The organism is Pseudomonas sp. A014, from assembly GCF_052378495.1.
In the GTDB taxonomy this organism is placed as follows: Bacteria; Pseudomonadota; Gammaproteobacteria; order Pseudomonadales; family Pseudomonadaceae; genus Aquipseudomonas; species Aquipseudomonas machongensis.
Map to the genome: position 1 here is coordinate 581,858 of NZ_CP199001.1, position 22,822 is coordinate 604,679.

General features: G+C 64.9%; 22 protein-coding genes and 1 riboswitch. Of the genes, 15 read left to right on the forward strand and 7 right to left on the reverse strand.

From position 1 onward, the window contains the following. The first annotated feature begins 10 nt into the window (after positions 1 to 10). The 9 genes from ribBA (at position 11) to ACTYOL_RS02820 (ending at position 6,407) form a co-directional block, all read left to right on the forward strand. Positions 11 to 1,102: a bifunctional 3,4-dihydroxy-2-butanone-4-phosphate synthase/GTP cyclohydrolase II gene (gene ribBA, locus ACTYOL_RS02780; protein ID WP_054893598.1), complete on the forward strand. Its 1,092-nt coding sequence runs from the start codon at positions 11 to 13 to the stop codon at positions 1,100 to 1,102. Between the two features lie 92 nt (positions 1,103 to 1,194). Continuing rightward, positions 1,195 to 1,671: a 6,7-dimethyl-8-ribityllumazine synthase gene (gene ribH, locus ACTYOL_RS02785; protein ID WP_054893599.1), complete on the forward strand. Its 477-nt coding sequence runs from the start codon at positions 1,195 to 1,197 to the stop codon at positions 1,669 to 1,671. Further along, on the forward strand, positions 1,668 to 2,168 hold the full coding sequence (gene nusB / locus ACTYOL_RS02790; RefSeq protein WP_054893600.1) for a transcription antitermination factor NusB: 501 nt from the start codon (positions 1,668 to 1,670) through the stop codon (positions 2,166 to 2,168). The genes ribH and nusB overlap by 4 nt, the downstream gene beginning before the upstream one ends. A gap of 18 nt (positions 2,169 to 2,186) precedes the next feature. After that, a complete protein-coding gene (gene thiL, locus ACTYOL_RS02795; RefSeq protein ID WP_444757504.1) occupies positions 2,187 to 3,155 on the forward strand; it encodes a thiamine-phosphate kinase in 969 nt (322 codons plus the stop codon). Next, entirely contained in the window at positions 3,152 to 3,655 is a 504-nt protein-coding gene (locus ACTYOL_RS02800) for a phosphatidylglycerophosphatase A family protein (RefSeq protein WP_054893602.1), read from the forward strand. The genes thiL and ACTYOL_RS02800 overlap by 4 nt, the downstream gene beginning before the upstream one ends. A 16-nt stretch (positions 3,656 to 3,671) precedes the next feature. Further along, positions 3,672 to 4,415 carry a substrate-binding periplasmic protein gene (locus tag ACTYOL_RS02805; RefSeq protein ID WP_444757505.1) on the forward strand — a complete coding sequence of 248 codons (744 nt, stop codon included), beginning with the start codon at positions 3,672 to 3,674 and terminating at the stop codon, positions 4,413 to 4,415. A gap of 149 nt (positions 4,416 to 4,564) precedes the next feature. Next, positions 4,565 to 5,182, forward strand: coding sequence for a GTP cyclohydrolase II (ribA, locus tag ACTYOL_RS02810; RefSeq protein WP_054893604.1), 618 nt, complete (start codon positions 4,565 to 4,567; stop codon positions 5,180 to 5,182). Next, positions 5,179 to 5,598: an MFS transporter gene (locus ACTYOL_RS02815; protein WP_200604029.1), complete on the forward strand. Its 420-nt coding sequence runs from the start codon at positions 5,179 to 5,181 to the stop codon at positions 5,596 to 5,598. The genes ribA and ACTYOL_RS02815 overlap by 4 nt, the downstream gene beginning before the upstream one ends. Next, the gene (locus ACTYOL_RS02820; protein ID WP_444757506.1) at positions 5,598 to 6,407 is read left to right on the forward strand and encodes a cobalamin-binding protein; all 810 of its coding nucleotides are present in this window, start codon (positions 5,598 to 5,600) and stop codon (positions 6,405 to 6,407) included. The genes ACTYOL_RS02815 and ACTYOL_RS02820 overlap by 1 nt, the downstream gene beginning before the upstream one ends. On the opposite strand, the gene ACTYOL_RS02825 is transcribed toward ACTYOL_RS02820, so the two are convergent. The 4 genes from ACTYOL_RS02825 to ACTYOL_RS02840 all read right to left on the reverse strand — a co-directional run bounded on the left by ACTYOL_RS02825 (position 6,385) and on the right by ACTYOL_RS02840 (position 11,515). Next, positions 6,385 to 8,256 (reverse strand): TonB-dependent receptor domain-containing protein, encoded by a 1,872-nt coding sequence (locus tag ACTYOL_RS02825; RefSeq protein ID WP_444757507.1) that lies wholly within the window; start codon positions 8,254 to 8,256, stop codon positions 6,385 to 6,387. The two genes, ACTYOL_RS02820 and ACTYOL_RS02825, sit on opposite strands and share 23 nt — an antisense overlap. 61 nt (positions 8,257 to 8,317) lie before the next feature. Then, a complete protein-coding gene (gene dxs, locus ACTYOL_RS02830; RefSeq protein WP_444757508.1) occupies positions 8,318 to 10,213 on the reverse strand; it encodes a 1-deoxy-D-xylulose-5-phosphate synthase in 1,896 nt (631 codons plus the stop codon). A 175-nt stretch (positions 10,214 to 10,388) separates the two neighbouring features. Continuing rightward, positions 10,389 to 11,276, reverse strand: a complete 888-nt coding sequence (gene ispA / locus ACTYOL_RS02835; RefSeq protein WP_054892756.1) for a (2E,6E)-farnesyl diphosphate synthase — start codon at positions 11,274 to 11,276, stop codon at positions 10,389 to 10,391. Further along, positions 11,273 to 11,515 (reverse strand): exodeoxyribonuclease VII small subunit, encoded by a 243-nt coding sequence (locus ACTYOL_RS02840; RefSeq protein ID WP_054892757.1) that lies wholly within the window; start codon positions 11,513 to 11,515, stop codon positions 11,273 to 11,275. Before ACTYOL_RS02840 ends, ispA begins: the two co-directional genes overlap by 4 nt. 255 nt (positions 11,516 to 11,770) lie before the next feature. Here ACTYOL_RS02840 and ACTYOL_RS02845 point away from each other — a divergent pair, with 255 nt between their 5' ends. Genes ACTYOL_RS02845 through ACTYOL_RS02855 form a run of 3 tightly spaced genes read left to right on the forward strand, consistent with a single transcriptional unit; the run spans position 11,771 to position 15,489 of the window. Next, on the forward strand, positions 11,771 to 13,174 hold the full coding sequence (locus tag ACTYOL_RS02845; RefSeq protein WP_197893098.1) for an MBOAT family O-acyltransferase: 1,404 nt from the start codon (positions 11,771 to 11,773) through the stop codon (positions 13,172 to 13,174). Beyond that, entirely contained in the window at positions 13,161 to 14,297 is a 1,137-nt protein-coding gene (locus ACTYOL_RS02850; protein ID WP_444757509.1) for an SGNH/GDSL hydrolase family protein, read from the forward strand. Before ACTYOL_RS02845 ends, ACTYOL_RS02850 begins: the two co-directional genes overlap by 14 nt. A 1-nt stretch (position 14,298) precedes the next feature. Further along, positions 14,299 to 15,489: an SGNH/GDSL hydrolase family protein gene (locus ACTYOL_RS02855; protein WP_444757510.1), complete on the forward strand. Its 1,191-nt coding sequence runs from the start codon at positions 14,299 to 14,301 to the stop codon at positions 15,487 to 15,489. Positions 15,490 to 15,546: 57 nt separating this feature from the next. On the opposite strand, the gene ribB is transcribed toward ACTYOL_RS02855, so the two are convergent. From ribB to rtcR, 3 genes are all read right to left on the reverse strand, one after another. Continuing rightward, positions 15,547 to 16,197: a 3,4-dihydroxy-2-butanone-4-phosphate synthase gene (gene ribB, locus ACTYOL_RS02860; RefSeq protein WP_054892761.1), complete on the reverse strand. Its 651-nt coding sequence runs from the start codon at positions 16,195 to 16,197 to the stop codon at positions 15,547 to 15,549. 79 nt (positions 16,198 to 16,276) lie between these two features. Then, a riboswitch (FMN riboswitch) is annotated at positions 16,277 to 16,418 on the reverse strand. A 265-nt stretch (positions 16,419 to 16,683) separates the two neighbouring features. After that, the gene (locus ACTYOL_RS02865; RefSeq protein WP_082421015.1) at positions 16,684 to 16,956 is read right to left on the reverse strand and encodes a DUF3077 domain-containing protein; all 273 of its coding nucleotides are present in this window, start codon (positions 16,954 to 16,956) and stop codon (positions 16,684 to 16,686) included. Between the two features lie 323 nt (positions 16,957 to 17,279). Next, on the reverse strand, positions 17,280 to 18,869 hold the full coding sequence (gene rtcR / locus ACTYOL_RS02870) for an RNA repair transcriptional activator RtcR (RefSeq protein ID WP_444757511.1): 1,590 nt from the start codon (positions 18,867 to 18,869) through the stop codon (positions 17,280 to 17,282). Between the two features lie 592 nt (positions 18,870 to 19,461). On the opposite strand from rtcR, the gene ACTYOL_RS02875 reads away from it, so the two are divergent. The 3 genes from ACTYOL_RS02875 to ACTYOL_RS02885 are packed head-to-tail and all read left to right on the forward strand — an operon-like array spanning position 19,462 to position 22,665. Next, on the forward strand, positions 19,462 to 20,592 hold the full coding sequence (locus tag ACTYOL_RS02875; RefSeq protein WP_444757512.1) for a slipin family protein: 1,131 nt from the start codon (positions 19,462 to 19,464) through the stop codon (positions 20,590 to 20,592). A gap of 21 nt (positions 20,593 to 20,613) precedes the next feature. Next, the gene (locus tag ACTYOL_RS02880; protein WP_197893428.1) at positions 20,614 to 21,819 is read left to right on the forward strand and encodes an RtcB family protein; all 1,206 of its coding nucleotides are present in this window, start codon (positions 20,614 to 20,616) and stop codon (positions 21,817 to 21,819) included. A gap of 36 nt (positions 21,820 to 21,855) precedes the next feature. Then, entirely contained in the window at positions 21,856 to 22,665 is an 810-nt protein-coding gene (locus ACTYOL_RS02885) for a nucleotidyltransferase domain-containing protein (RefSeq protein ID WP_444757513.1), read from the forward strand. Positions 22,666 to 22,822 lie beyond the last annotated feature (157 nt).

The following is a 22,822-nucleotide window of genomic DNA, read 5'->3' on the forward strand; positions in this document are numbered from 1 at the left end:
GGGGTGCCGCGTGGCGCTCAACAGCATCGAAGAACTGGTCGAAGACATCCGCCAGGGCAAAATGGTCATCCTCATGGATGACGAAGACCGCGAAAACGAAGGCGACATCATCATGGCAGCCGAGTGCTGCCTGCCCGAGCACATCAACTTCATGGCCAAGCACGCCCGTGGCCTGATCTGCATGCCGATGACCCGCGAGCGCTGCGAAACGCTCAAGCTGCCGCTGATGGCGCCGCGCAACGGCTCCGGCTTCGGCACCAAGTTCACCGTGTCGATCGAGGCCGCCGAGGGCGTCACCACCGGCATCTCCGCCGCCGACCGCGCCCGCACCGTCCAGGCTGCCGCGGCGAAGGACGCCAAGGCCGAGGATATCGTCAGCCCTGGCCACATCTTCCCGCTGATGGCTCAGCCTGGCGGCACCCTGGCCCGCGCCGGCCACACCGAAGCGGCCTGCGACCTGGCGCGCATGGCCGGTTTCGAGCCGAGTGGCGTCATCTGCGAAGTGATGAACGACGACGGCACCATGTCGCGCCGCGCCGAGCTGGAAGTGTTCGCCGCCGAGCACAATCTCAAGATCGGCACCATCGCCGACCTGATCCACTACCGCATGATCCACGAGCGCACCGTGCAGCGCGTCTCCGAACAACCGGTCGAAAGCGAGCTGGGCCAGTTCAACCTGGTCACCTACCGTGACTCGGTGGAAGGCGACGTGCACATGGCGCTGACGCTGGGCAAGATCTGCGCCGAAGAGCCGACCCTGGTGCGTGTGCACAACATGGATCCGCTGCGTGACCTGCTGCTGGTCAAGCAGCCGGGCCGTTGGAGCCTGCGCGCGGCCATGGCTGCCGTGGCCGAGGCCGGCAGCGGCGTGGTGCTGCTGCTGGGCCACCCGCTGGACGGCGATGTGCTGCTGGCGCATATCCGCGAAAGCGCGGGCGATGTGCAGGCCAAGGTGCCGAGCACCTACAGCACCGTGGGTGCCGGTTCGCAGATCCTGCGCGACCTCGGTGTGCGCAAGATGCGCCTGATGAGCTCGCCGATGAAGTTCAACGCGATATCCGGATTCGATCTGGAAGTTGTAGAATACGTGCCCTCCGAGTGACACAGGTGCGCCAGCATTGTCCTGGCGCTCGTGTCCGAACCCTCCCGAAGGCCGCCTGGTGCGGCCTCGCTCTTTAATATGAGAATACCGGAATGACCCTGAAGACCATCGAAGGTACCTTCATCGCCCCCAAAGGTCGCTATGCTTTGGTGGTTGGCCGCTTCAACAGCTTCGTCGTCGAAAGCCTGGTGAGCGGTGCCGTCGATGCCCTGGTTCGCCATGGCGTCAGCGAAAGCGACATCACCATCATCCGTGCCCCGGGTGCCTTCGAGATCCCGCTGGTGGCACAGAAAGTCGCCCAGCAAGGCGACTACAGCGCGATCATCGCCCTGGGTGCAGTGATCCGTGGCGGTACCCCGCACTTCGAATACGTGGCGGGCGAATGCACCAAGGGCCTGGCCCAGGTGTCCATGGAGTTCGGCGTTCCGGTATCCTTCGGCGTGCTGACCGTCGACTCCATCGAGCAAGCCATCGAGCGTTCCGGCACCAAAGCCGGTAACAAAGGTGCCGAAGCTGCCCTGTCCGCCCTGGAAATGGTCAGCCTGCTGGCGCAGTTGGAGGCCAAGTGATTAGCGACGACAGCGATCGTTTCAACCCGCGCGATCCAAAACCTGCGGATGCCGGCAAGCCCTCCAAGAGTGCCAAGCGTCGCGAAGCCCGCAAGCTCGCCACGCAAGCGCTCTACCAGTGGCACATGGCGCAGCATTCGCTGAACGAGATCGAGGCTCAGTTCCGGGTCGATAACGATTTCTCCGATGTCGACGGTGCCTATTTCCGCGAAATCCTCCACGGAGTTCCGGCAATCAAGGGCGAAATCGACAGCGCACTCAGCCCTTGCCTGGACCTGGCACTGGACGAACTCGACCCGGTCGAGCTGGCCGTGCTGCGTCTGTCCACCTGGGAGTTCATCAAGCGCGTCGACGTTCCGTACCGCGTGGTGATCAACGAAGGCGTTGAGCTGGCCAAGGTCTTCGGTGCCACCGATGGCCACAAGTTCGTCAACGGTGTGCTCGACAAGCTCGCGCCCAACCTGCGCGAAGCTGAAGTCAAGGCCAACAAGCGCTGATCGCGGCGCTGACGAGCCATGGGTGAGTTCGAGCTGATCCGCCACTTCTTTGCCGCCGCGCCTTGTGCGCAGGGCGGTGACGGCGTGGCCCTGGGGATCGGCGACGATTGCGCCCTGCTGGAGCTGCCGGCCGGCGAACAGCTGGCAGTCTCCACCGACACGCTGGTCGCAGGTGTGCACTTCCCGGCAGTCTGCGACCCCTCGCTGCTCGGCCAGCGCTCGTTGGCCGTGGCCGCGAGCGACCTGGCGGCCATGGGCGCGACTGCCATTGGCTTCACCCTGGCCCTGACCTTGCCCGAGGTCAGCGCGGATTGGCTGCAAGCCTATGCCGAAGGCCTGCAGCGTATGGCCCACCGCTGTCGCATGAGCCTGATCGGCGGCGACACCACCCGCGGCCCCCTGAGCATCACCGTCACTGTGTTTGGCCGGGTTCCGGCCGGGCAGGCCTTGCGCCGTGATGGTGCCAGGCCGGGCGACCTGCTGTGTGTCGGCGGCAACCTGGGCAACGCCGCAGGGGCCTTGCCGCTGGTGTTGGGCGAGCGCCAGGCGCCGGCTGAACAGGCCCAGGCGCTGCTTGCGCAGTACTGGTCGCCGATGCCGCAGCTCACCTTGGGCCAGCTGCTGCGTGGCCAGGCCACGGCGGCGCTGGACGTTTCCGACGGCCTGCTTGCCGACTGCGGTCATATCGCCCGGGCCTCGGGCGTCGCCCTCGAAGTGAACCAGCATCAGGTTCCGGTATCTACCGAACTGGAGGCTTTCCTCGGGTGTGACGCTGCCGTGCACGCGGCGCTCACCGGCGGCGACGACTATGTGCTGGCCTTCACCATCCCCGCCGCGCAACACCAGGCATTGCAGCTGCCGGGGTTCATCCATGTCCATGTCATCGGCCGCGTCCTGGACGGGCAGGGCGTCACGCTGCGTGATCGCCAGGGTCGTGACATCACCCCCACGCAACGGGGCTATCAACATTTCAGGGAGACACCGTGACCGACCACCCCAATCAGGTGCCTGCGGAGTTCGTTCCGCCTTCGGTCTGGCGCAATCCATGGCACTTCATCGCGTTCGGCTTCGGCTCCGGTACCTTGCCCAAGGCGCCGGGGACCTGGGGCTCGCTGGTGGCGCTGCCGTTCATCCCGCTGTGGCAGATGCTGCCGGACTGGGGCTACTGGCTGCTGCTGGGAATCACCATGCTGTTCGGCTTCTGGCTGTGCGGCAAGGTGGCGAACGACTTGCGCGTGCACGATCATGAAGGCATCGTCTGGGACGAGATGGTCGGCATGTGGATCACCTTGTGGCTGGTGCCCGAAGGTTGGCAGTGGCTGCTCGCAGGGTTCCTGATGTTCCGCTTCTTCGACATACTCAAGCCTTGGCCGATCCGCTGGATCGACCGCCATGTGCACGGCGGTGTCGGCATCATGCTCGACGATATCCTGGCTGGCGTGTTCGCCTGGCTGGGCATGCAAGTGCTGGTTTGGGCGGTAGCCTGATACAGGGAGCGGGTCGATGGCCATACGGACTGTGCTGCTGGCGCTGATGCTGGTTTTCCTGCCCTGGAGAGCCGGGGCCGTTGAGTTGCCGAAGCAGGTGCGGCTGGTCAGCGAGGAGTGGATCGACTACACCAACGCCGATGGCAGCGGGGTTGCCTGGGATGTGCTGCGCAAGGTGTTCGAACCGGCCGGGGTGAAGGTCGAGGTAACGAGCGCGCCTTACAGCCGTGCAGTCGGGCTGGTCAGGCGCGGCGAGGCCGATGCCTGGGTGGGTTCGTACAAGCAGGAGAACGAAGACAACCTCTACCCGCGCTGGCACTTCGATATGGACCATATCTATGCATTGGGGCTCGCCAGCAAGCCGGTTCCGACGCTGAACAGCGTCGGCGAGTACCGCCTGGCGTGGGTGCGCGGCTATGACTACCAGAGCTACCTGCCCGATGTGAAAAACTTCCGCGAGATCCAGCGCCGCGAAGGCATCCTGCCGATGCTGGAGCATGACCGGGTGGATTTCTATATCGATGCCGAAACCGAAGTGAATTACGTGCTGCACCAGGCCAGCAAGCCGCAGGACTTCCGCCGCACCCACATCGCTGAGCTGCCGCTGTATCTGGCCTTTACCCGCAGCGATCAAGGCAAGGCCCTGCGCGACCTGTTCGACCAGCGCATGGAGAAGCTGGTACGCAGTGGCGAGCTGCGCTCGATCTTCGAACGCTGGAAGCAGCCGTACCCGTTCGCTTCCGACAGCCAGCCGCATTGATCGCCGAGGCTCCGACCGCGGGGGGCGTATCGGGCGAGCCTATGCATCGAACTTTTCGATCTTAAGCCGCGAGATTCAGCCTGCGCATGCCCGCTGGGCTGCTGATACAATCTGGCCCATTGAAATTTCCTACTTATCAGGAGCACAACGTGCCCGTCGTCTTTGTTGCCGCCTCCAAACTCCCAACGCCCTTTGCGACATTCACCATGCATGGCTTTCTCGACGAAGCCACCGGCCGCGAGCATGTGGTGCTCAGCCTGGGTGATATCGCCGACGGTGAACCGGTGCTCGGGCGTCTGCACTCCGAATGCCTGACCGGCGACGCTCTGTTCAGCCAGCGTTGCGACTGCGGCTCGCAACTGGAAGCCGCGCTGCAGGCCATCGCCCGTGAAGGTCGTGGCGTGTTGCTGTACCTGCGTCAGGAAGGTCGAGGCATCGGCCTGTTGAACAAGATCCGCGCCTATGAGCTGCAGGATGGCGGCGCCGATACCGTCGAGGCCAACGAGCGCCTGGGCTTTGCGGCCGACCAGCGTGACTACGCCATGTGCCTGCCGATGCTCGAGCACCTGGGCGTCAAGTCGCTGCGCCTGATGACCAATAACCCACGCAAGGTCAAAGCCCTGACCGACATGAACATCGTGGTTGCCGAACGCGTGCCGCTGCACACTGGCCACAACCCGCACAACCGCCTGTACCTGGCGACCAAGGCCGACAAGCTCGGTCACATGATGGGCAACCGTCACCAGGGCGAGGCGCCCCAGGCGTGACCCGTGGCCAGGTGAAGCGGCGCCTGGCGCTGGCCTGGTGGCAGTATCTGGCTGTCGGGCTGGTGCCGCTACTGGTCATGGCCTGGGCTTTTGGTGGCAGTGAAGCGCTGATTCCGGTGCTGGCGATGCCACTGTTCATTGCCGGTGCGGCCACCATGTTTCTCAGCCTGCCGCGCTTCGGTGCCTACAAGCGGGCGCTGATCGCCACCTCCAAGGTGCTCGACACCCCCGAAGAGCCCGCCGCCTGGATCGAACTGGCGCGGGTTCGTCGTCTGGCGATGACCTACGCCTGCTTCCCGGCCTGGATCGCCGCGCTCTCGGTGCTGGTGGGGCTGGAGGCGGTGCCGCAGGTGCTGCTGGCGCTGTCTACCGTGGTGCTGCTCTACCTCTATCGCATCCCGCGCCAATTGGGCTGATGCGCGCCTTCTTCGTTGCCGTGCTGCTGTCGATCGGTGCATTTGCCGAGGCAGGGCCGCGCGTGATCAGCCTCGGGCCGTCGATGACCGAGATCGTCCTGGAGCTTGAGGCGGACGATTTGCTGGTGGGCGTGCTCGACAGCGGCGAGCGGCCGCAGCGTCTGAAGGATCTGCCATCGGTCGGGCGCTACGGGCAGCTGGACATGGAACACCTGCTGGCGCTCAAGCCCGACCTGCTGCTGCTCTGGCCCGGCAGCGTGCCCCCGGCCCAGCGCGACCAGTTGCGTCAGCTGGGGATTACCACGTTCAGCAGCGAGCCCCAGGACCTTGAGCAACTGATCGGGCAGATCCAGGCCATCGCCGTGCGCCTGGGGCGTGCCGAGCAGGGGCAGCGTTACGCTGAGAGGTTGCGCGAGCGCCTGGCCGAACTGCGCGAGCGCTATCGCCGCGAGCAGCCACTCAAGGTGTTCTATCAGGTCTGGGATCAGCCGTTGTACACCCTGGGGGGCCGTCAGGTGGTGAGTGATGCACTGACGGTCTGTGGGGCGCGCAACGTCTTTGCCGACCTTGAGCAGCCTGCGCCGCAGGTGAACGTCGAGTCGGTGCTGGCGCGCGACCCTGATGTGATCCTTGCCGGTGACGCTGCGCAGTTGGCTGGTTGGAAGGCCTGGCCAAAGCTCAGCGCCGTTGCCGGTGGGCACCTGCTGGTGGTGCCCGACAGGGGCCTGGAGCGCCCCAGCGGACAGATGATCGAAGCGACGGCGCGCCTGTGTGCGCTGCTGGCGTCTACAGCGCCGGTGTCCAGGTAAGGCTCAGCAGCCAGGTGCGGCCTTCTTCGCGGTAGCCGTAGTCATTGCCGTCATAGTTGTAGAGCGCGCGGCTGTAGCCTTTGTCCAGCAGGTTATCCACCTTGGCCTCGAACTTCAGCGCATCGCTGGCCGCCCAGCTGCCGCGCAGGCCCAGCAGTGCATAACCGCCGAGCCTGTTGCGATTGGCCTCGTCGTCATAGCTGTTGCTCAATGCCTGCCAGCTCGCCCCCATACTGAAGCGCTCGAACTGCCTGTCCAGGTCCAGGCTCAAGGTTCGGCGGGCGCGGCGAGCCAGGGTATGGCCGGTGTCACGGTCACGTGGGTCGATCAGCGCCAGGCCAAGCTGGCTGCGCCAGGGGCCCCAGTCCTGGGTCAGTGACATCTCCATGCCGTTGATCCGCGCCGAGGCAACGTTTCGCGGGATCGAGCCCTCGCCGAAGATGATCGCATCGCGCAGATCGGTGCGGTACAGCGAGGTTTCCAGGCGGCTGCTGTCGCTCAACTGGCTGCGCCATTGCAGTTCGTAGCTCCTGGAGCGCTCAGGGTCGAGGTCAGGGTTGCTGTACTGCGGGTAGTACAGGTCGTTGAAGGTGGGGGCGCGAAACCCTTCGCTGTACGACAGCAGCAGGTCGTTGTCGGTGTTCAGCGGCAGGGTCAGGCTGGCGCTCCAGGTGGTCTGGCCGCCGAACTGCTGGTTCTGGTCGCGCCGCACACCCAATTCGGTGGAGAAACTTTCGCCGCTGTAGCGATGCTGGAGGAAGGCTGCCCGGTTGTAGCGCCTGTCCTCGGCGAAGTCGGTGCTGCCATGCACCCGGTCCTGATACCAGTCGGCGCCCAGCGAGAGGTTGTTCCGTGCATCGAGGGCGAGATCATTCTGCCAGGTGATCTGGTCGCGATAGGTGTTGAATACGCTGCCATCGTCGCTGAGCTTGTCGCGCTTGCGGTCGCGGTTCTCGCTGTGGCCGATCTCCACGCGCGAATGCCAGAGGTCGCTGAGCTGGGCATCGATATAGGTGCCCAGGCTGCTGACGGTGAAGTCGGTGTAGGGTTTCTGGCCGAAGCTTTCGAAGCTGACTGGGTCGAATCGGCCGAAGGGGTTGTCGTATTCGCTGCGCCCGCGGCTGTCGAGCAGGTTCACCCCGGCCTCGAAGCGCTCACCGAAGGTGTGGCTCAGGCTCAGGTTGAAAGATTTGTTGCGGTAGGCGTCGTGATCGCCATCGCTGGCGAAGGACGGCCCGGTCGAATCGATGCCTGCGGTTTCGTCGAGGCTGGCGCCGAGGTTGAAGCGTGTCTGGCCATCGCCACCGGACAGTCCCAGGCTGCGCTGGAAGGTCTGGTTGCTGCCGGCCGCCAGGCGCAGCCGCGGTTGCAGGCCGGGGCCGCTGGCGCGTCGGGTGAAGATCTGGATCACCCCGCCGATGGCGTCGCTGCCGTAGACCGCCGAGCGCGAGCCGCGCAGCACTTCGACGCGCTCGATCTGGTCGACGTCGAGAAACTGCAGGCCGCTGTCGCCGGAGGTGGCGTTGGCGATGCGCACGCCATCGACCAGCACCAGGCTCTGTGCGGCCTTGGTGCCGCGGATGAATATACCCGGCAGGCTGCCCCGACCCCCGGTCGGCGCCACCTGCACACCAGGCACGCGGCTCAGCAGTTCGGTGACGCTGCTGGGTTGCAGGCGATCGATATCGTTACGGGTGAAGACGCTGTTGGCGGCGCTGGTGGCGGTGCGCGACTCGACCTGGCGATTGGCACTGATCAGGGTGTCGGAGAGCTTGAGAGCGTCGTCGCGCTCGGCGGCCAGCAGCGGAAGAGGGAGGCACAGCAGCGGGGCGAAGGTCAGGATTTTCATGGGCAGTACAATAGCATTCGCGGGCGGTCGGAGCGCCGCGCCGACTGCCCGCGAAAGGGCCTTAGAGGCCGAGCTTGGCCATTCGGGCTTTGACGGAAGCTTCGATACCGGCAGCATCCAGCCCGCACTCGGCCAGCATCTGCGCAGGCTTGGCATGCTCGACATAGATATCCGGCAAGCCCAGGTGCAGCAGTGGCTTGACCACCGCCTCACGCGCCAGGAACTCGCTGACCGCCGCACCGGCGCCGCCCATGATGGCGTTTTCCTCGATGGTCACCAGCAGCTCATGGCTGCCGGCCATCTCCAGTACAAGCGCTTCGTCGAGCGGCTTGACGAAGCGCATGTCGACCACCGTGGCATCGATCTGCTCGGCCACCTGCAGCGCTTCGGTCAGTTGCACGCCGAACACCAGCAGCGCGACTTTCGAACCCTGGCGACGAATCACACCCTTGCCGATTTCCAGTGGCTCCAGGTCCCCGTCGATCGGCGCGTTGGGGCCGGTGCCGCGCGGGTAGCGTACGGCGGCCGGGCCTTTGTACAGGTGCCCGGTGCTGAGCATCTTGCGCAGCTCGTTCTCGTCGCTCGGGGTCATCACCAGCATGCCGGGGATGCAGCGCAGGTACGAGAGGTCGAAGCTGCCAGCGTGGGTCGGACCGTCCTCGCCGACCAGGCCGGCGCGGTCGATGGCGAACAGCACGTCGAGGTCCTGTACCGCCACGTCGTGGATCAGCTGGTCGTAGGCGCGCTGCAGGAAGGTCGAGTAGATCGCCACCACCGGCTTGGCGCCTTCGCAGGCCATGCCGGCAGCGAAGGTGACGGCGTGCTGCTCGGCGATCGCCACGTCGAAGTAGCGCTCCGGGAAGCGCTCGCTGAAGGCGACCAGGTCCGAACCTTCCTTCATTGCTGGAGTGATGCCCACCAGGCGGTTGTCGGCGCCGGCCATGTCGCACAGCCACTGCCCGAACACGGCGGAATACTTGGGCCCGCTGGGCTTTTTCGGCGCGGCGGGCTTGTCGACAGGTTCGAGCTTGGTGATGGCGTGGTAGCCGATCGGGTCGACCTCGGCGGGGGCGAAACCCTTGCCTTTCTTGGTGACCACGTGCAGGAACTGCGGGCCCTTGAGGTCGCGCATGTTGCGCAGGGTGGCGATCAGCGTCGGCAGGTCATGACCGTCGATCGGGCCGATGTAGTTCCAGCCCAGCTCCTCGAACAGGGTGCCGGGCACCAGCATGCCCTTGGCGTACTCTTCGGTGCGCCGGGCGATCTCCCAGGCGCCGGGCAGGCGCGACAGCACTTTCTTGCTGCCTTCGCGCATGCTCGCGTAGGTGCGGCTGGACAGGATCTTGGCCAGGTAGTTGGACAGCCCGCCGACGTTGCGCGAGATCGACATGTCGTTATCGTTGAGGATCACCAGCATGTCGGCATCGACTTCCTGGGCATGGTTCAACGCTTCGAAGGCCATGCCAGCGGTCAGCGCGCCGTCACCGATCACGGCGATGGACTTGCGCGGGTCGTTCTGCAGACGAGCGGCGATGGCCATGCCCAGTGCGGCGCTGATCGAGGTGCTCGAGTGGCCGACGCCGAAGGTGTCGTACTCGCTCTCGCTGCGACGCGGGAAGGCAGCGACGCCGTCCTTCTGGCGCAGGCTGAGCATGCGCTGGCGACGACCGGTGAGGATCTTGTGCGGGTAGGCCTGATGACCGACGTCCCATACCAGACGATCGTCCGGGGTGTCGAAGACGTAGTGCAGGGCGATCGTCAGCTCGATGACGCCTAGGCCTGCGCCGAAGTGCCCGCCAGTCTGGCCCACGGTGTAGAGCAGCTCCTGGCGCAGTTCGTCGGCCAGGCTCTCCAGGTCGGCTTCGGCTAGCCGGCGCAGGCCGGCTGGCGTGTCGGCGCGGTCCAGCAGAGGCGTGACCGGGCGTTCGCGGGGGATCTCTTGAAACGTCGTGGGCATCAGGCGAGTCGTTATAGGTTTGAAGACGCGGCAGTTTACCCCATTGTGGGAAAAGTGCCCATTGGACCACGGGTTACGCCGACCCTGTGGGAGCGGGTTTGCCCGCGAAGACGGCGGTAGGCCCGGCATCGCATTCGCGGGTAAACCCGCTCCCACAGGGGATTGGCATCAACGCTTAATGGCGGCGCTCGACGATATAGCGCGCCAGCGCCCGCAGCGGCTCGGCGCTTTCGCCGAACCCTTCAAGTGCGACCAGCGCCTGGTCGCGCAGTTCGATCGCATAGGCCTTGGCGGCATCCAGGCCGAGCAGGGCGGGGTAGGTTGGTTTGTCACGAGCGATGTCGGCGCCCTGGCGCTTGCCCAGGGTGGCGGTATCGCTTTCGACGTCGAGGATGTCGTCCTGCACCTGGAACGCGAGGCCGATGGCCTGTGCATAAGTCTGCAAGGCATCCAGTTGGGTGGCTTCGGCACGGCCGCTGGCCAGGGCGCCGAGACGCACGCTGGCCTCGATCAGTGCGCCGGTCTTGTGCCGGTGCATGTATTCCAGGGCCTGCTGGTCGAGCTTGACCCCGACCGAACCGAGGTCGATGGCCTGGCCGCCGACCATGCCGGCCGGGCCTGCGGCCTTGGCCAGGGCCTGGACCATGGCCAGGCGGATGGCGTCAGGCTGCGGGCTCAGGTGCGCATCGAGCAGCGCGCTGAAGGCCAGGCTCTGCAGGCCGTCGCCAGCGAGGATCGCGCAGGCTTCGTCAAATGCCTTGTGGGTGGTCGGCTGACCGCGGCGCAGGTCGTCGTCGTCCATGGCCGGCAGGTCGTCATGCACCAGCGAGTAGGCATGGATCAGCTCTACCGCACAGGCTGCGCCGTTGGCTTGCTCGGGCGCAACGCCAAAGGCTTCGCAGGCGGCGTAGGCGAGCAGCGGGCGTACACGCTTGCCGCCGTTCATCACGCTGTAGCGCATCGCTGCGTAGAGTCGTTCGAGCTCCTTGGACGGCGCCACGAACAGCGGCTCGAGGGCGGCGTCGACGCGCGCCTGGCAGGCGCTCTGGTAGCTGTTGATCATTCCTGCGGTTCCGCGTCGAAGGGCTCGGCGGCCAGTTCGCCGTCACGCTCCAGGAGGATCTGCACCTTCTGTTCGGCCTGGGCCAGCGCGCCCTGGCAGTCGCGGGTCAGGGCGATCCCCTGCTCGAACGCTGCCAGCGACTCTTCCAGCGACAGCTCGCCGGTCTCCAGGCGCTCGACCAGGGCTTGCAGGTCGGCGAGGGATTGTTCGAAATCGATGGAGGTTTTCTTGCGGGCCATGGCGACTGTCTCGGTGGCGTTTTTAACGGCGCGACACTAGCAGAGCGGGGCGGGGGGAGCAAATTGCGGTACCTCCCAGGAGGCAATCCGTTAGTAGTATTTTGTTGCACTTGCTTCAGAAGTTTCTTATTGCAATTTGAGACGTGGTCGGATTGTGACCCCATGGGGGCTCTGCCATAATCCCGCGCGCTCTGGCCTGGGCATCTTGATAGCCTTGGGCCATCTTCTTCTCGACGTCACGTAACGGACTACGTTGTGAGCTTCCTTTCGATCGAATTCGGCCTCTGTTTCACGCTCTTCTTCATTGTCTACTGGAGCCTGTGCTGGAGCCTGCGCCTGCAGAACCTGCTGCTGCTTGCGGCCAGCTACGGGCTGGTGGCGAGTTTCAGCCTGCAATCGTTGTACATCCTGCTCGGCTACAGCGTGCTGGTGTATCTGCTGGGGTTGCTGGCTGCGCGCCAGCCCGGCCGCTGGCTCAATGGCGTTTTACTGCTGGCGCTGGTGTTGGGGTGTTTCTACCTCTTCAAATACCAGGAGTTCTTCGCCGCCAGTGTGCAGGGCGCATTCACGGCTGTCGGGCTCGAGGTGTCGCTGCCGGTGCTCGAGCTGCTGGTGCCGATTGGCCTTTCGTTCTATGCCTTCCATTCGGTCAGCTACCTGGTGTCGATCAACCGCGGCGAGATGGTCTCGGCGCCGCCGGTGGACCTGGCGCTGTACCTGGCCTTCTTCCCCAGCCTGATCGCAGGCCCGGTCAATCGCGCGGCGCATCTGCTGCCGCAGATCCGCCCGCAGGCCATGCGTGAAGTGCTGGAGCCGCAGCGGGCGCTTGGCCTGATCGCCCTGGCGGTGGTCAAGCTGTTCCTGCTCAGCGGCTGGCTGGGCAGCCAGTGGGTCGATCCGGTATTCGAAACCCCGGGCAGCTTCACGCCCGAGCAGGTGCTGCTCAGCGTCTATGGCTACAGCTTCCTGATCTATTTCAACTTCAGCGGCTATACCAACCTGGTCACCGGCATCGCCCTGCTGCTGGGTTTTCGCCTGCCGGAGAACTTCAACGCGCCTTATGCCGCGCGCAACCTCAAGGAGTTCTGGGGGCGCTGGCACATCAGCCTGTCGCGCTTCATTCGTGACTACATCTACATCCCCCTGGGCGGCAATCGCAAAGGGGTGTGGCGCGGCAACCTGAACATGCTGTTGGCCATGCTGATCTCCGGGCTGTGGCACGGCGCGAGTCTGAATTTCATCCTCTGGGGCGCGCTGCATGGGGTGGGGCTGGCCCTGTACAAGCTGTTCGAGCAGTTGTGGCCGGGCTTTGTGCGCCTGCCGGGCAGCGGGCTGCTGGCGCGCCTGCTGACGTTCCACTACGTCGCCTTCGCCTGGATCTTCTTCCGCAGCCCAACCCTGGATGGCGCCTGGGAGATGCTTGGCGATATCGCCCAGGTCAGCCTGGCCGGGCTCGACTCGGCCACCGGTGTAGCGCTGCTGGCCTGTGTGTTGTACGTCGCCACGTATCCACAGTGGCTGGCGTCCCTGCGCCAGGGCTTCGTAGCTAGCCAGCGCCTGCCCTGGCAACTGTACCCACTGCCACTGGCGATCTTCGTGTCGCTGGTGATCTTCGCGTCGCAATCGGGTGTGCCGGGGTTCATCTATGCAAGCTTCTGATATCCGTCAGCTGGTCCGGGTGCAGATGGGCGCGGCGCGCACGCTGTATGCCATGGTGGTCGCCACAGGCCTGCTGTTCTGGCTGAACCAGGACTCGATCAGCCTGTATTGCCAGCAGAAGTATCACGACAGTTGCGAACTGCCGGTGCTGGGGCAGTTGCCAGCCTGGCGCCTGGGCGCGGGCCTGACCACAGCGCTGGAGCAGGGCCGTGACAGCTTCCTCGACAGCCTCAACGGGCAGGTTGCGGTGGCGAGTACAGAGCCTGTGGTGGAACTGCCGCCGCCGATGCCGGTGGTGAGTGTCGATCTGCAGGCGCCTGTGGCCAGGCCTGAGCATGTCGCTACAGCTGCCCCGCACCCTGTCGCACCGGCACCGGCACCGGCACCGGCACCGGCACTGGCGCCACCGCCCGCTGCCGTGGTCGTGAAGCCACCGCTGCCGCAGATGGTGGCACCGGGCACCCTGGCGTCGTTGGCGGCGGGCGATGAAGTGTTCCTGGTGGGGGACTCGCTGATGCAGGGCGTCGCCCCGCACCTGGCCAACAGCCTGCGCAAGCGCTACCAGATCCACACCATCAACCTCAGTCGGCAAAGCACCGGGCTTGCCTACCCGGGCTTCTTCAACTGGCCGAAGACCGTGGCCGACACGCTCGCCAGCGCGCCGAAGGTCCGCCTGATGGTGGTATTCCTCGGCCCTAACGACCCGTGGGACATGCCCCAGGGCAAGGGCAAGCCGTTCCTGCGTTTCAAGTCGCCGGAGTGGGAAGTGGCCTACCGTGAGCGCATCGACGCGATCCTCGAGCAGGCCCGCGAGCACAATGTCCAGGTGATCTGGGTCGGCCCGCCGAACATGGAGAAGTCGCGGCTGTCGACGGCGATGAGCTACCTCAGTGGCCTTTATCAGGAGCGCACCCAGCAATTCGGCCAGCACTACGTCTCGGCCAACCCGATTCTCGGCTATCCCGACGAGCAGTTCTCGTATACGGTGCAGACGCCGGAGGGCAAGCGGGTCAAGGTCCGGGTCGACGACGGCATTCATTTCACCATCACGGGCCAGAAGATGATCGCCGCGCAGGTACTGTCACTGATCAGCTTCCCGGTCCTGACTGCAACAGGACATTGAGATGCGCCTATGGCATCACCTGCTGGGCGTGGCGCTGCTGATCAGCGCCTTGCCCGCGTGCAGCACCGGCGCCAGCGCGCCACCCCAGCCTGCGGCCAAGCCCGCCGTTGTCGCCAATGTGCGCGACGACGGCAACCTCGCGCTGCTCGCCGGCAAGTTCCGCAACGCCGGCCGTGCGCCCATTTCCATCGTCCAGCTGGGTGATTCGCACACCGCTGCCGACCTGTTCAGCGGTGAGTTGCGCAAGCTGCTGCAGGCCCGCTATGGCGACGGTGGCATTGGCCTGGTGCCGGCCTCGCCCGTGCCGGGAATTCGCAACGACCGGGTGATCGTCACCAGCGAGCGCCGTCAGTGGGAACTGGTTTCTGCGCGCAACCAGCAGAGCAGCCAGTTTCCGTTGGGTGGCTACCTGTCGCTGCCGGTGGTCGATCGCCCCGGCGTGAAGATCCAGGCCCGCGACCCCGACGAACAACGCTACCGGATCTCGGCCCTGTATCAGGCAACGCGCAGCAGCACGTTGGTGGCCAACGGCAGCCAGCGCCGCATGCTGCCGGCCACCAACGGTGAGTGGCGCTTCAGCCCAGCCTTCATCAATCTCGGCCTGCCGGTGCAACTGAGTGTGGAGGGTGTCCAGGGCGTGGCGCTGGGTGGTTGGTATATCCAGGGCCAGAAAAACGCCGGGGTCACCTATTCGTCGCTGGGTATCAACGGCGCACGGCTAGAGGTGGTCGACAAGTGGCAGGCGGGTTGGCAAGGCACGCTCAAGGCGCTGCGGCCTGACCTGGTGATCCTGGCCTATGGCACCAACGAAGCCTTCGACGACAAGCTCGATCTTGCCCTGTACCAGTCGCAGTTGGAGGTCACCTTGGCCCGGTTGCGCCAGGAAATGCCCAAGGCGGCCATCCTGCTGGTCGGGCCGCCCGATTCGATCAAGCAGCGCAAGGCCGCCAGTTGCGCTGCGCGCCAGCCACAGCCGCTGGCGAGCGTGATCCGCATCCAGCGCCAGGCGGCGCAGAAGTACAAGGCACTGTTCTGGGATTGGCAGGCAGGAATGGGCGGGCCGTGCTCGATTGTCGCCTGGCAGGCCAGCGGCCTGGGGCGACCAGACCTGGTACACCTGACTGCCGAGGGTTATCGCAAGAGTGCGGCGATGTTGTACGCCTATCTCAAGGGGCAACTGGGGCTGCGCTGAGTGCTGTACTGGTAGGAGCGGGGCAAGCCCGCACCTACCAAAGAGCCGCGCTGCAGATCAGGCGGGTTGTGCCTCAAGCTCCAGCATTGCTTCGCGATAGCGCGCCAGCTCCTCGATGGTCACTACCGGCAGGTTGTACTGGCGCGCATACACGGCCACCTGCTCGCCCCGGGCCATGCTGCCGTCGGGGTTCATCAGCTCGCACAGCACCGCTGCTGGTCGCAACCCGGCCAGCCGCGCCAGGTCCACCGAGCCTTCGGTATGGCCGCGACGGGTCAGCACGCCGCCATCACGCGCACGCAATGGGAACACATGGCCAGGGCTGACGATGTGACGCTGCTCGGCGGTCGAGCGCAGTGCGGCCTCGATGGTGGTGATCCGGTCCTGGGCCGACACGCCGGTGCTCACACCCTCGGCCGCCTCGATGGTGACGGTGAATCCGGTGCCGTGGCGGGCCTGGTTGTTCTGCACCATGGGTGCGAGCTGCAGGGCATCGACCGTGGCTTCATCCAGGCACAGGCAGACGATGCCGCTGCAATCGCGAATCATCATGGCCATGGTCTGCAGCGACAGGTTTTCGGCAGCGGCAACGATATCGGCTTCGTCCTCGCGATCGTCGTCGTCGAGCAGCAGCACGGGGCGCCCGGCCTGGAAGGCGGCGATGGCGGCGGTGACGTTGGGGAATTTCGAGTGGTGCAAGGTGGACATGAAACGCTCCTCGTGAATGATCGATGAACGTCTCGGGGCGAACAAAATGCGCGCGCAAGGGCGCCCGATGGCCCCGCGCTTGCGCCTTCTTTCATCCGGACTATGACCGTCGGCTCTGGAGTCTCACCAGATCTGCTGACCCCCGGCATGGCCGGGGCGCTCGCGGGCTCATCTTTCGATTTACCGCCGGTGGGGACTTTCACCCCGCCCTGAAGACCGGGGGAGCATACCGCAAACCGACCGTTTGCTGGCAAGCCCTGCTTAAGTCGATGCCCGCTTCCCACTCGATCCCTGTAGGAGCGGGCTTGTCCCGCGATCGGGCGCGCAGCGGCCGCAATCCAGGCGACTATCTTTTCCTGAAACACCTCGGGGCCTGGTTTTACGGCCGCTGCGCGCCCGATCGCGGGACTAGTCGGGACGCCGAACCGCCGCTCCCACAGGGATTGGGCTGAACTTTAAATTTTGGGTCAGACAGTTGCCCTCAGATCAGTGCAGCCTGCCGCGCTCGACATCCGTCATCAGCGCTTTGGCAAAGGCGCTCAGGTAGTCGGCGGCGGTCAGCAGCCGGGCGTCCTGCTCCATCAGCCCTTCGTGCAGCAGGTGGCGGATGCAGGCGAGCAGGTTCATCACTTCGTCGTAGGCATGTTCGGCGGGAATGCCGGGCAGGATGCGGAACATGTCCACAGGCGGGTTGCCGGATTCATTGAAAGTTTCCAGGCCGGCAGTCAGGAGAGGTGGGTCGGGGACGATCTTTTTCATGGCTTTACTCCTTGGTGCAAGGGAGCCGCCACATCTTTCTCAAGGATTTTGGGTGGCGGCCGCGCGCGGGGTGAGAAAACCGAGGGAGCAAAGAAAACTCGGCCAGACCGAAGTCTGCCCGCGCGCGGCTGCCATAAAGACATGCTCTTTTACTCATCAACGGGTTCTCACACCCGGCCGCAAACATCGCGACCCAGGGACGTTATTCCTGAGGTGCTTTCCCGACAACAGAGAAGCTTCGGCAAGGCGCGTAGGATACTTCCCAAGCCTGCTTGGCTCGAAGCATTTGGTTTCAGCTTGAGAAATGTCCTACGGTCTAGCTGTCACCCCTGACCCTTCACCTGCTGCCAATCCAGCCCGAATCGCGCCAGGTACTTGCGCAGGCGATCGGCGTCGTTGGGGTTGGCCTTCTCCTGGCGCGACACAGCGAACAATTGGCGCCCGGCCTCGGACAGGCTTGCTGCGCGGCGACAAACGTCGATCACCGCCTGCAACTGCACCTGGTCGAACAGGTCCAGTTCGCGCCCGGCCAGTACCGGCTCGCTCTCGGCCTCCAGCCCCCAGGCATGACGCAAACGCTCGATCTCCTCTGCCACCAGGGCTTCGTCTATTCGCCCGCTGTCGGCCAGCGTCGCCATGCGCGTGATCGAGGCCGACAGCTCGCGGAAGTTTCCGGCCCAGCGGGCTTCGCTGGCGTGGGCGAACGTCAGGTAGCTGCGCTTGGCCTCCAGGTTGAAACGCACCTGTCGGCCTTGTTCGCGGGCATGGCGCTGCAACTCGAAGTCCAGGTTCGGCTCGATGTCTTCGCGCCGCTGCGCAAGCCCCGGCAGGGCGAAGGTCCACAGGTTGATACGGGCGAACAGGTCTTCGCGAAACGAGCCTTCGGCGACCTTCGCGCGCAGGTCGCGATGGGTACCGGCGATCAGTTGGAAGTCGCTCTGCACTTCGCGGTCCGAGCCCAGCGGGAAGAAGCGCTTCTCTTCGATGGCCTTGAGCAGCATGGCCTGCTCGTCGGCGCCAAGCTCGCCGATCTCGTCGAGAAACAGCATGCCGCCGTCGGCCGCGCGCAGCAGGCCATCGCGGGCGTTCTGCGCACCGGTAAAGGCGCCCTTGGCATGGCCGAACAGTGCCGACATCGCGCCATCGCCGCGCAAGGTCGCGCAGTTGACCTCGATGAACCGCCCCTGCAACTGGTGTCGGCCGCGCTTGAGCTCGTGAATGCGCCGGGCCAGGAACGACTTGCCAGCGCCGGTAGGCCCGACCAGCAGGATCGGTGCCTTCGAGCGCAGGGCGACGCGCTCGATCTGTTCGATGGTGCGGTTGAATGCCGCGTTGCGCGTGGCAATGCCGGACTTGAGCAGCGACTGCGCCTCGACCTGCTCGCGGCGAAAGCGCGAAGCGATCAGGTCGTAGCGCGACAGGTCCAGGTCGATCAGCGTGGCGATACCGGCCGGGTCGCTGGCTTCGTCGTGCTTGCGTGAGGGCGAGGTCTGCACCAGGCGTGCGGGCAGGTAGCGCGCTTCGGTGAGCAGGAACCAGCAGATCTGCGCGACATGGGTGCCGGTGGTGATGTGCACGAGATAGTCCTCGCGCTCGGTGTCGAAGGGGTAGCCGCTGGAGAAGTCGTGCAGGGCGCCATAGACCTCTTCGAAATCCCATGGGTTACGCAGGCTGAGCGGGTGCAGTCGCACCTCGGTGTGGGGTGACACCTGCTGGACGTCGGCACGGATGCGTTCGGCCAGGCTGACGTCACGTACGCCGGGGCCGTGAATCAGCTCCAGGCGATCGAGCGGCAGGTCTGGCTGGCGGCACAGGCCGATCGTGGGGCGCCAGCGGTTCCAGCGTGCGGCGCCCTTGCCATTGCGGTCGAGGGTGGTGCCGAGAAAACCGATGGCAACACGGGCTTTGCTCATGGAGTTATCCCAAAAGATAAAGTCTTATCCAAGCATATATGAGTAATCGAGTTTCCTGCTGCCACTAAAATTGCCAGCAAACCAGATTGAAAAAATAAATCGTTAAAAATCAGCTATTTAAAAAATAACTCGAGCAGTTTCCAAAAGCTGGCACGCCGCTCGCTACATCCCTCTCGACCGAATCGCCAGGCAGGCCCAAGGGCAAGGGGTTGAGACCCCGCTGGTGCACGTACCCACTCAGGTGTCGGTGTCGTGCATGCCGCCGCTGCAACGACCGGTCGCCCTGTGCAGTACCCGTGAAACGGCTGCACAGACGCTCGCCGGGAAGCCCCGGCACTACCCTCCTAAGGTAGCTGTGAACGTAACACCCGCTGGTGCGGTGCAGGTCAGGCAAGCAGGGCCAGGATGGCCCCTCGACGGCCACGGACGCCTGCACCACCGCCGGCCCACCCGGCCTGCCGGCCGGACCTGACGCAACGAAGGACGCCGCCTGAGCCTTGCTCACGGTACCTGACTCCGCCAGGTCTCGCCCGCAGTGCCCGGTGTGCCGGCACCACCGGCAACCCTGGATATGGATGAAAAGGATAGAAAGATGAAATTGTTCAAACGCTTTGTCGTGAAGAAGAACGAACGTGGCCTGCTGCTCGATGAAGGCGACTTCGAGGCCATCCTCGAGCCTGGGCAGTATTCGCGTGTCGACTGGCGCGACCGGCTGACGGTGCAGACCTTCAGCCTCAATTCCCCGCTGTTCGACCATCCGCTGGCAGGCTACCTGCGTCAGCACCAGCCGCAGTTGGTCGAGCAGTATTTCGAGCGCATGGACCTGGGCGAGCATGAGCTGGGCCTGCGTTTCGAGGACGGTCGGCTGGTCGAGCTGCTGGCACCGGACAGCCGTCGCCTGTACTGGAAGGGCCAGGCCCGGCAGACCCTGGAGCGAGTCGACCTGAGTGGCGGACGGCGCGTTGCGCCTGCATTGCTCGCACGCTTGAACCGTCCGGGCATGGCCGGCCTTGAGCATGTGTTGCTGGTCAGCGTGCCGGCGTTCCATGTCGGCGTGCTGAAGATCGACGGTGCCGTGTTCGACTTGCTCGAAGCCGGGCAGTATGGCTTCTGGCGCTGCGGCAGCCAGGTGACGGTGGAAACCGTCGATACCCGTGTGCAGGCGCTGGAGGTCGGCGGCCAGGAAATCCTTACCCGCGACAAGGTGAACCTGCGTCTGAACCTGGTCGCCAACTGGCGCTATGCCGACGTGCTGATGGCCCATGCACGCTTCAGCAAACCGGTGGAGCACCTGTACCGTGAACTGCAATTCGGTCTGCGCGCCGCAGTGGGGACTCGGACCCTGGACGAGTTGCTGGAAGACAAGCAGCTCATCGACGACAGCATCAGCCGCCACCTGCAGACGCAACTGCCGGGCAGCGGTCTGGAAATCAGCAGCCTCGGGGTGCGCGACATCATCCTGCCGGGCGAGATGAAGACCCTGCTGGCGCAGGTAGTGGAGGCGGAAAAGGCGGCGCAGGCCAACGTGATTCGTCGCCGTGAGGAAACCCAGGCGACGCGCTCGCTGCTCAACACCGCCAAGGTGATGGAAGGCAGCCCGACGGCCCTGCGCCTGAAGGAGCTGGAAACCCTGGAGCGGGTGGCCGAACGCATCGACCGGATCTCGGTATTCGGTGGTCTGGATCAGGTATTGAATGGCTTGGTCAGCCTCAAGGCAGGCTGATCGAACACGAGGAACAAGGACATGAACCTGTTGGAAGTCGCCGGCGGCAAGCCGATCAAACTGTGGACCGATGGCGTGCCGGTCGAGGACGACGCGCGTCGGCAACTGATGAACACCGCACGCATGCCGTTCATCTTCAAGCACCTTGCGGTGATGCCGGACGTGCACCTGGGCAAGGGTTCGACCATCGGCAGTGTGATCCCCACCGTTGGTGCGATCATCCCGGCAGCGGTTGGCGTGGACATCGGTTGCGGCATGATCGCCGCACGCACCTCGCTGCACGCGCGCGACCTGCCGGACAACTTGCATGGCCTGCGCAGTGCCATCGAGAAGGCCGTGCCCCATGGCAAGACGTTCGGTCGTCGTGACCAGGGCGCCTGGGGCGAAGTGCCGAGCCAGGCCGACCAGACCTGGGGCCGCCTGGCTGGACGTTTCAAGGTGATCACCGACAAGCATCCGCAACTGGAGAAGACCAACAACCGCAGCCACCTCGGCACCCTGGGCGGCGGTAACCACTTCATCGAAGTCTGCCTGGACGAGGCCGATCGCGTCTGGTTCATGCTGCACAGCGGTTCGCGTGGGGTGGGCAATGCCATTGGCAACCTGTTCATCGGACTTGCCCAGGCCGACATGCGTCAGCACCTGGCCAACTTGCCGGACAAGGACCTGGCCTATTTCGAGGAAGGTAGCCGGCATTTCGCTGACTATGTCGAGGCGGTGGAGTGGGCGCAGGACTTTGCCCGGCAAAATCGCGAACTGATGATGCAGGCGGTGGTGGCAGCGACCCGCAAGGTGCTGGGCAGGCCTTTCGAGGCCAGCCTGGAGGCGGTCAACTGCCATCACAACTATGTGCAGCGTGAGCAACATTTCGGGCGCGAAGTGCTGGTGACCCGCAAGGGCGCGGTATCGGCGCAGAAGGGTGAGCTGGGCATCATTCCCGGCTCCATGGGCGCGAAGAGCTTCATCGTCCGTGGGTTGGGCAATGAAGAGGCTTTTTGCTCGTGCAGCCACGGTGCAGGGCGGGTGATGAGCCGGACCAAGGCCAAGAACCTGTTCACCGTGGAAGACCAGCAGCGTGCCACGGCCCATGTGGAGTGCCGCAAGGACAAGAGTGTGATCGACGAGATTCCGATGGCCTACAAGGATATCGATGCGGTCATGCATGCCCAGCGCGAGCTGGTGGAGGTTGTGCACACCCTGCGTCAGGTGGTGTGTGTGAAAGGTTGAAGCGGCGCCAGGGGCGCCCTGACAAGGAGTGAAGAGATGTACCAGGACGACCCACATCCACTGTCCGACGCCATGCGCATGCGGGTGCTCGAAGAACTTCAGCGCATCGAGCGCGAGCATGACGTGACTGTGCTGTACGCCTGCGAGTCCGGCAGCCGCGCCTGGGGCTTCGCCTCGCCGGACAGTGACTACGACGTGCGTTTCGTCTATGTGCAGCGTGCCGAGTGGTACCTGCGCGTGGAGGAACCGCGCGATGTGATCGAGCGACCCCTGAGCGATGAGCTGGACGTCAGTGGCTGGGAGTTGCGCAAGGCATTGCGTTTGCTGCGAGGTGCCAATCCGAGCCTGCTCGAGTGGCTGGGCTCGCCGTTGGTGTACCGGGCCGACGAGCAGGCCCGTGAGCAACTGGGCGCGCTGGCTCGTGCGTTCTATTCGCCACGCGCTGTGCGCCATCACTACCTGTCGATGGCCCGCAAGAACCTGCGCGGCTATCTGTCGGGTGACACGGTGCGGCTGAAGAAGTACCTCTACGTGATCCGCCCGTTGCTGGCGGTGCGCTGGATCGACCAGGGCCTGGGTATGCCTCCGACTGCGTTCACGGCACTGCTCGAGCGAACCGTCGATGAGGCGGATGTGCGCCAGGCGATCGATCAGTTGCTCGAGCGCAAGCGCCGGGCGGGCGAGACGCAGCACGGGCCGCGGGATGACGTGCTGCACCGGTTCATCGAGGCCGAGCTGGCGCGGGCCGACACGGTCGAGGTGGCGCGTGGCGAGCGCAGCGACACTGGAGTGCTGGATCGCTTTCTGCTGGAGACGGTCGGGCGGTTTCAGGCGCAGTACGGTTGAGCCTGTGATTTCGAGGCTGGCGCAGCATCTGGGCTGCCCCACAATCTGTGGGAGCGGGCTTGCCCGCGAAAAGGACACCGCGCTGCCTGGCACGGGCTCCGCCCGTGTTCGCGGGACAAGTCGGAGCGCCGAACCGCCGCTCCCACAGGGATTGGGC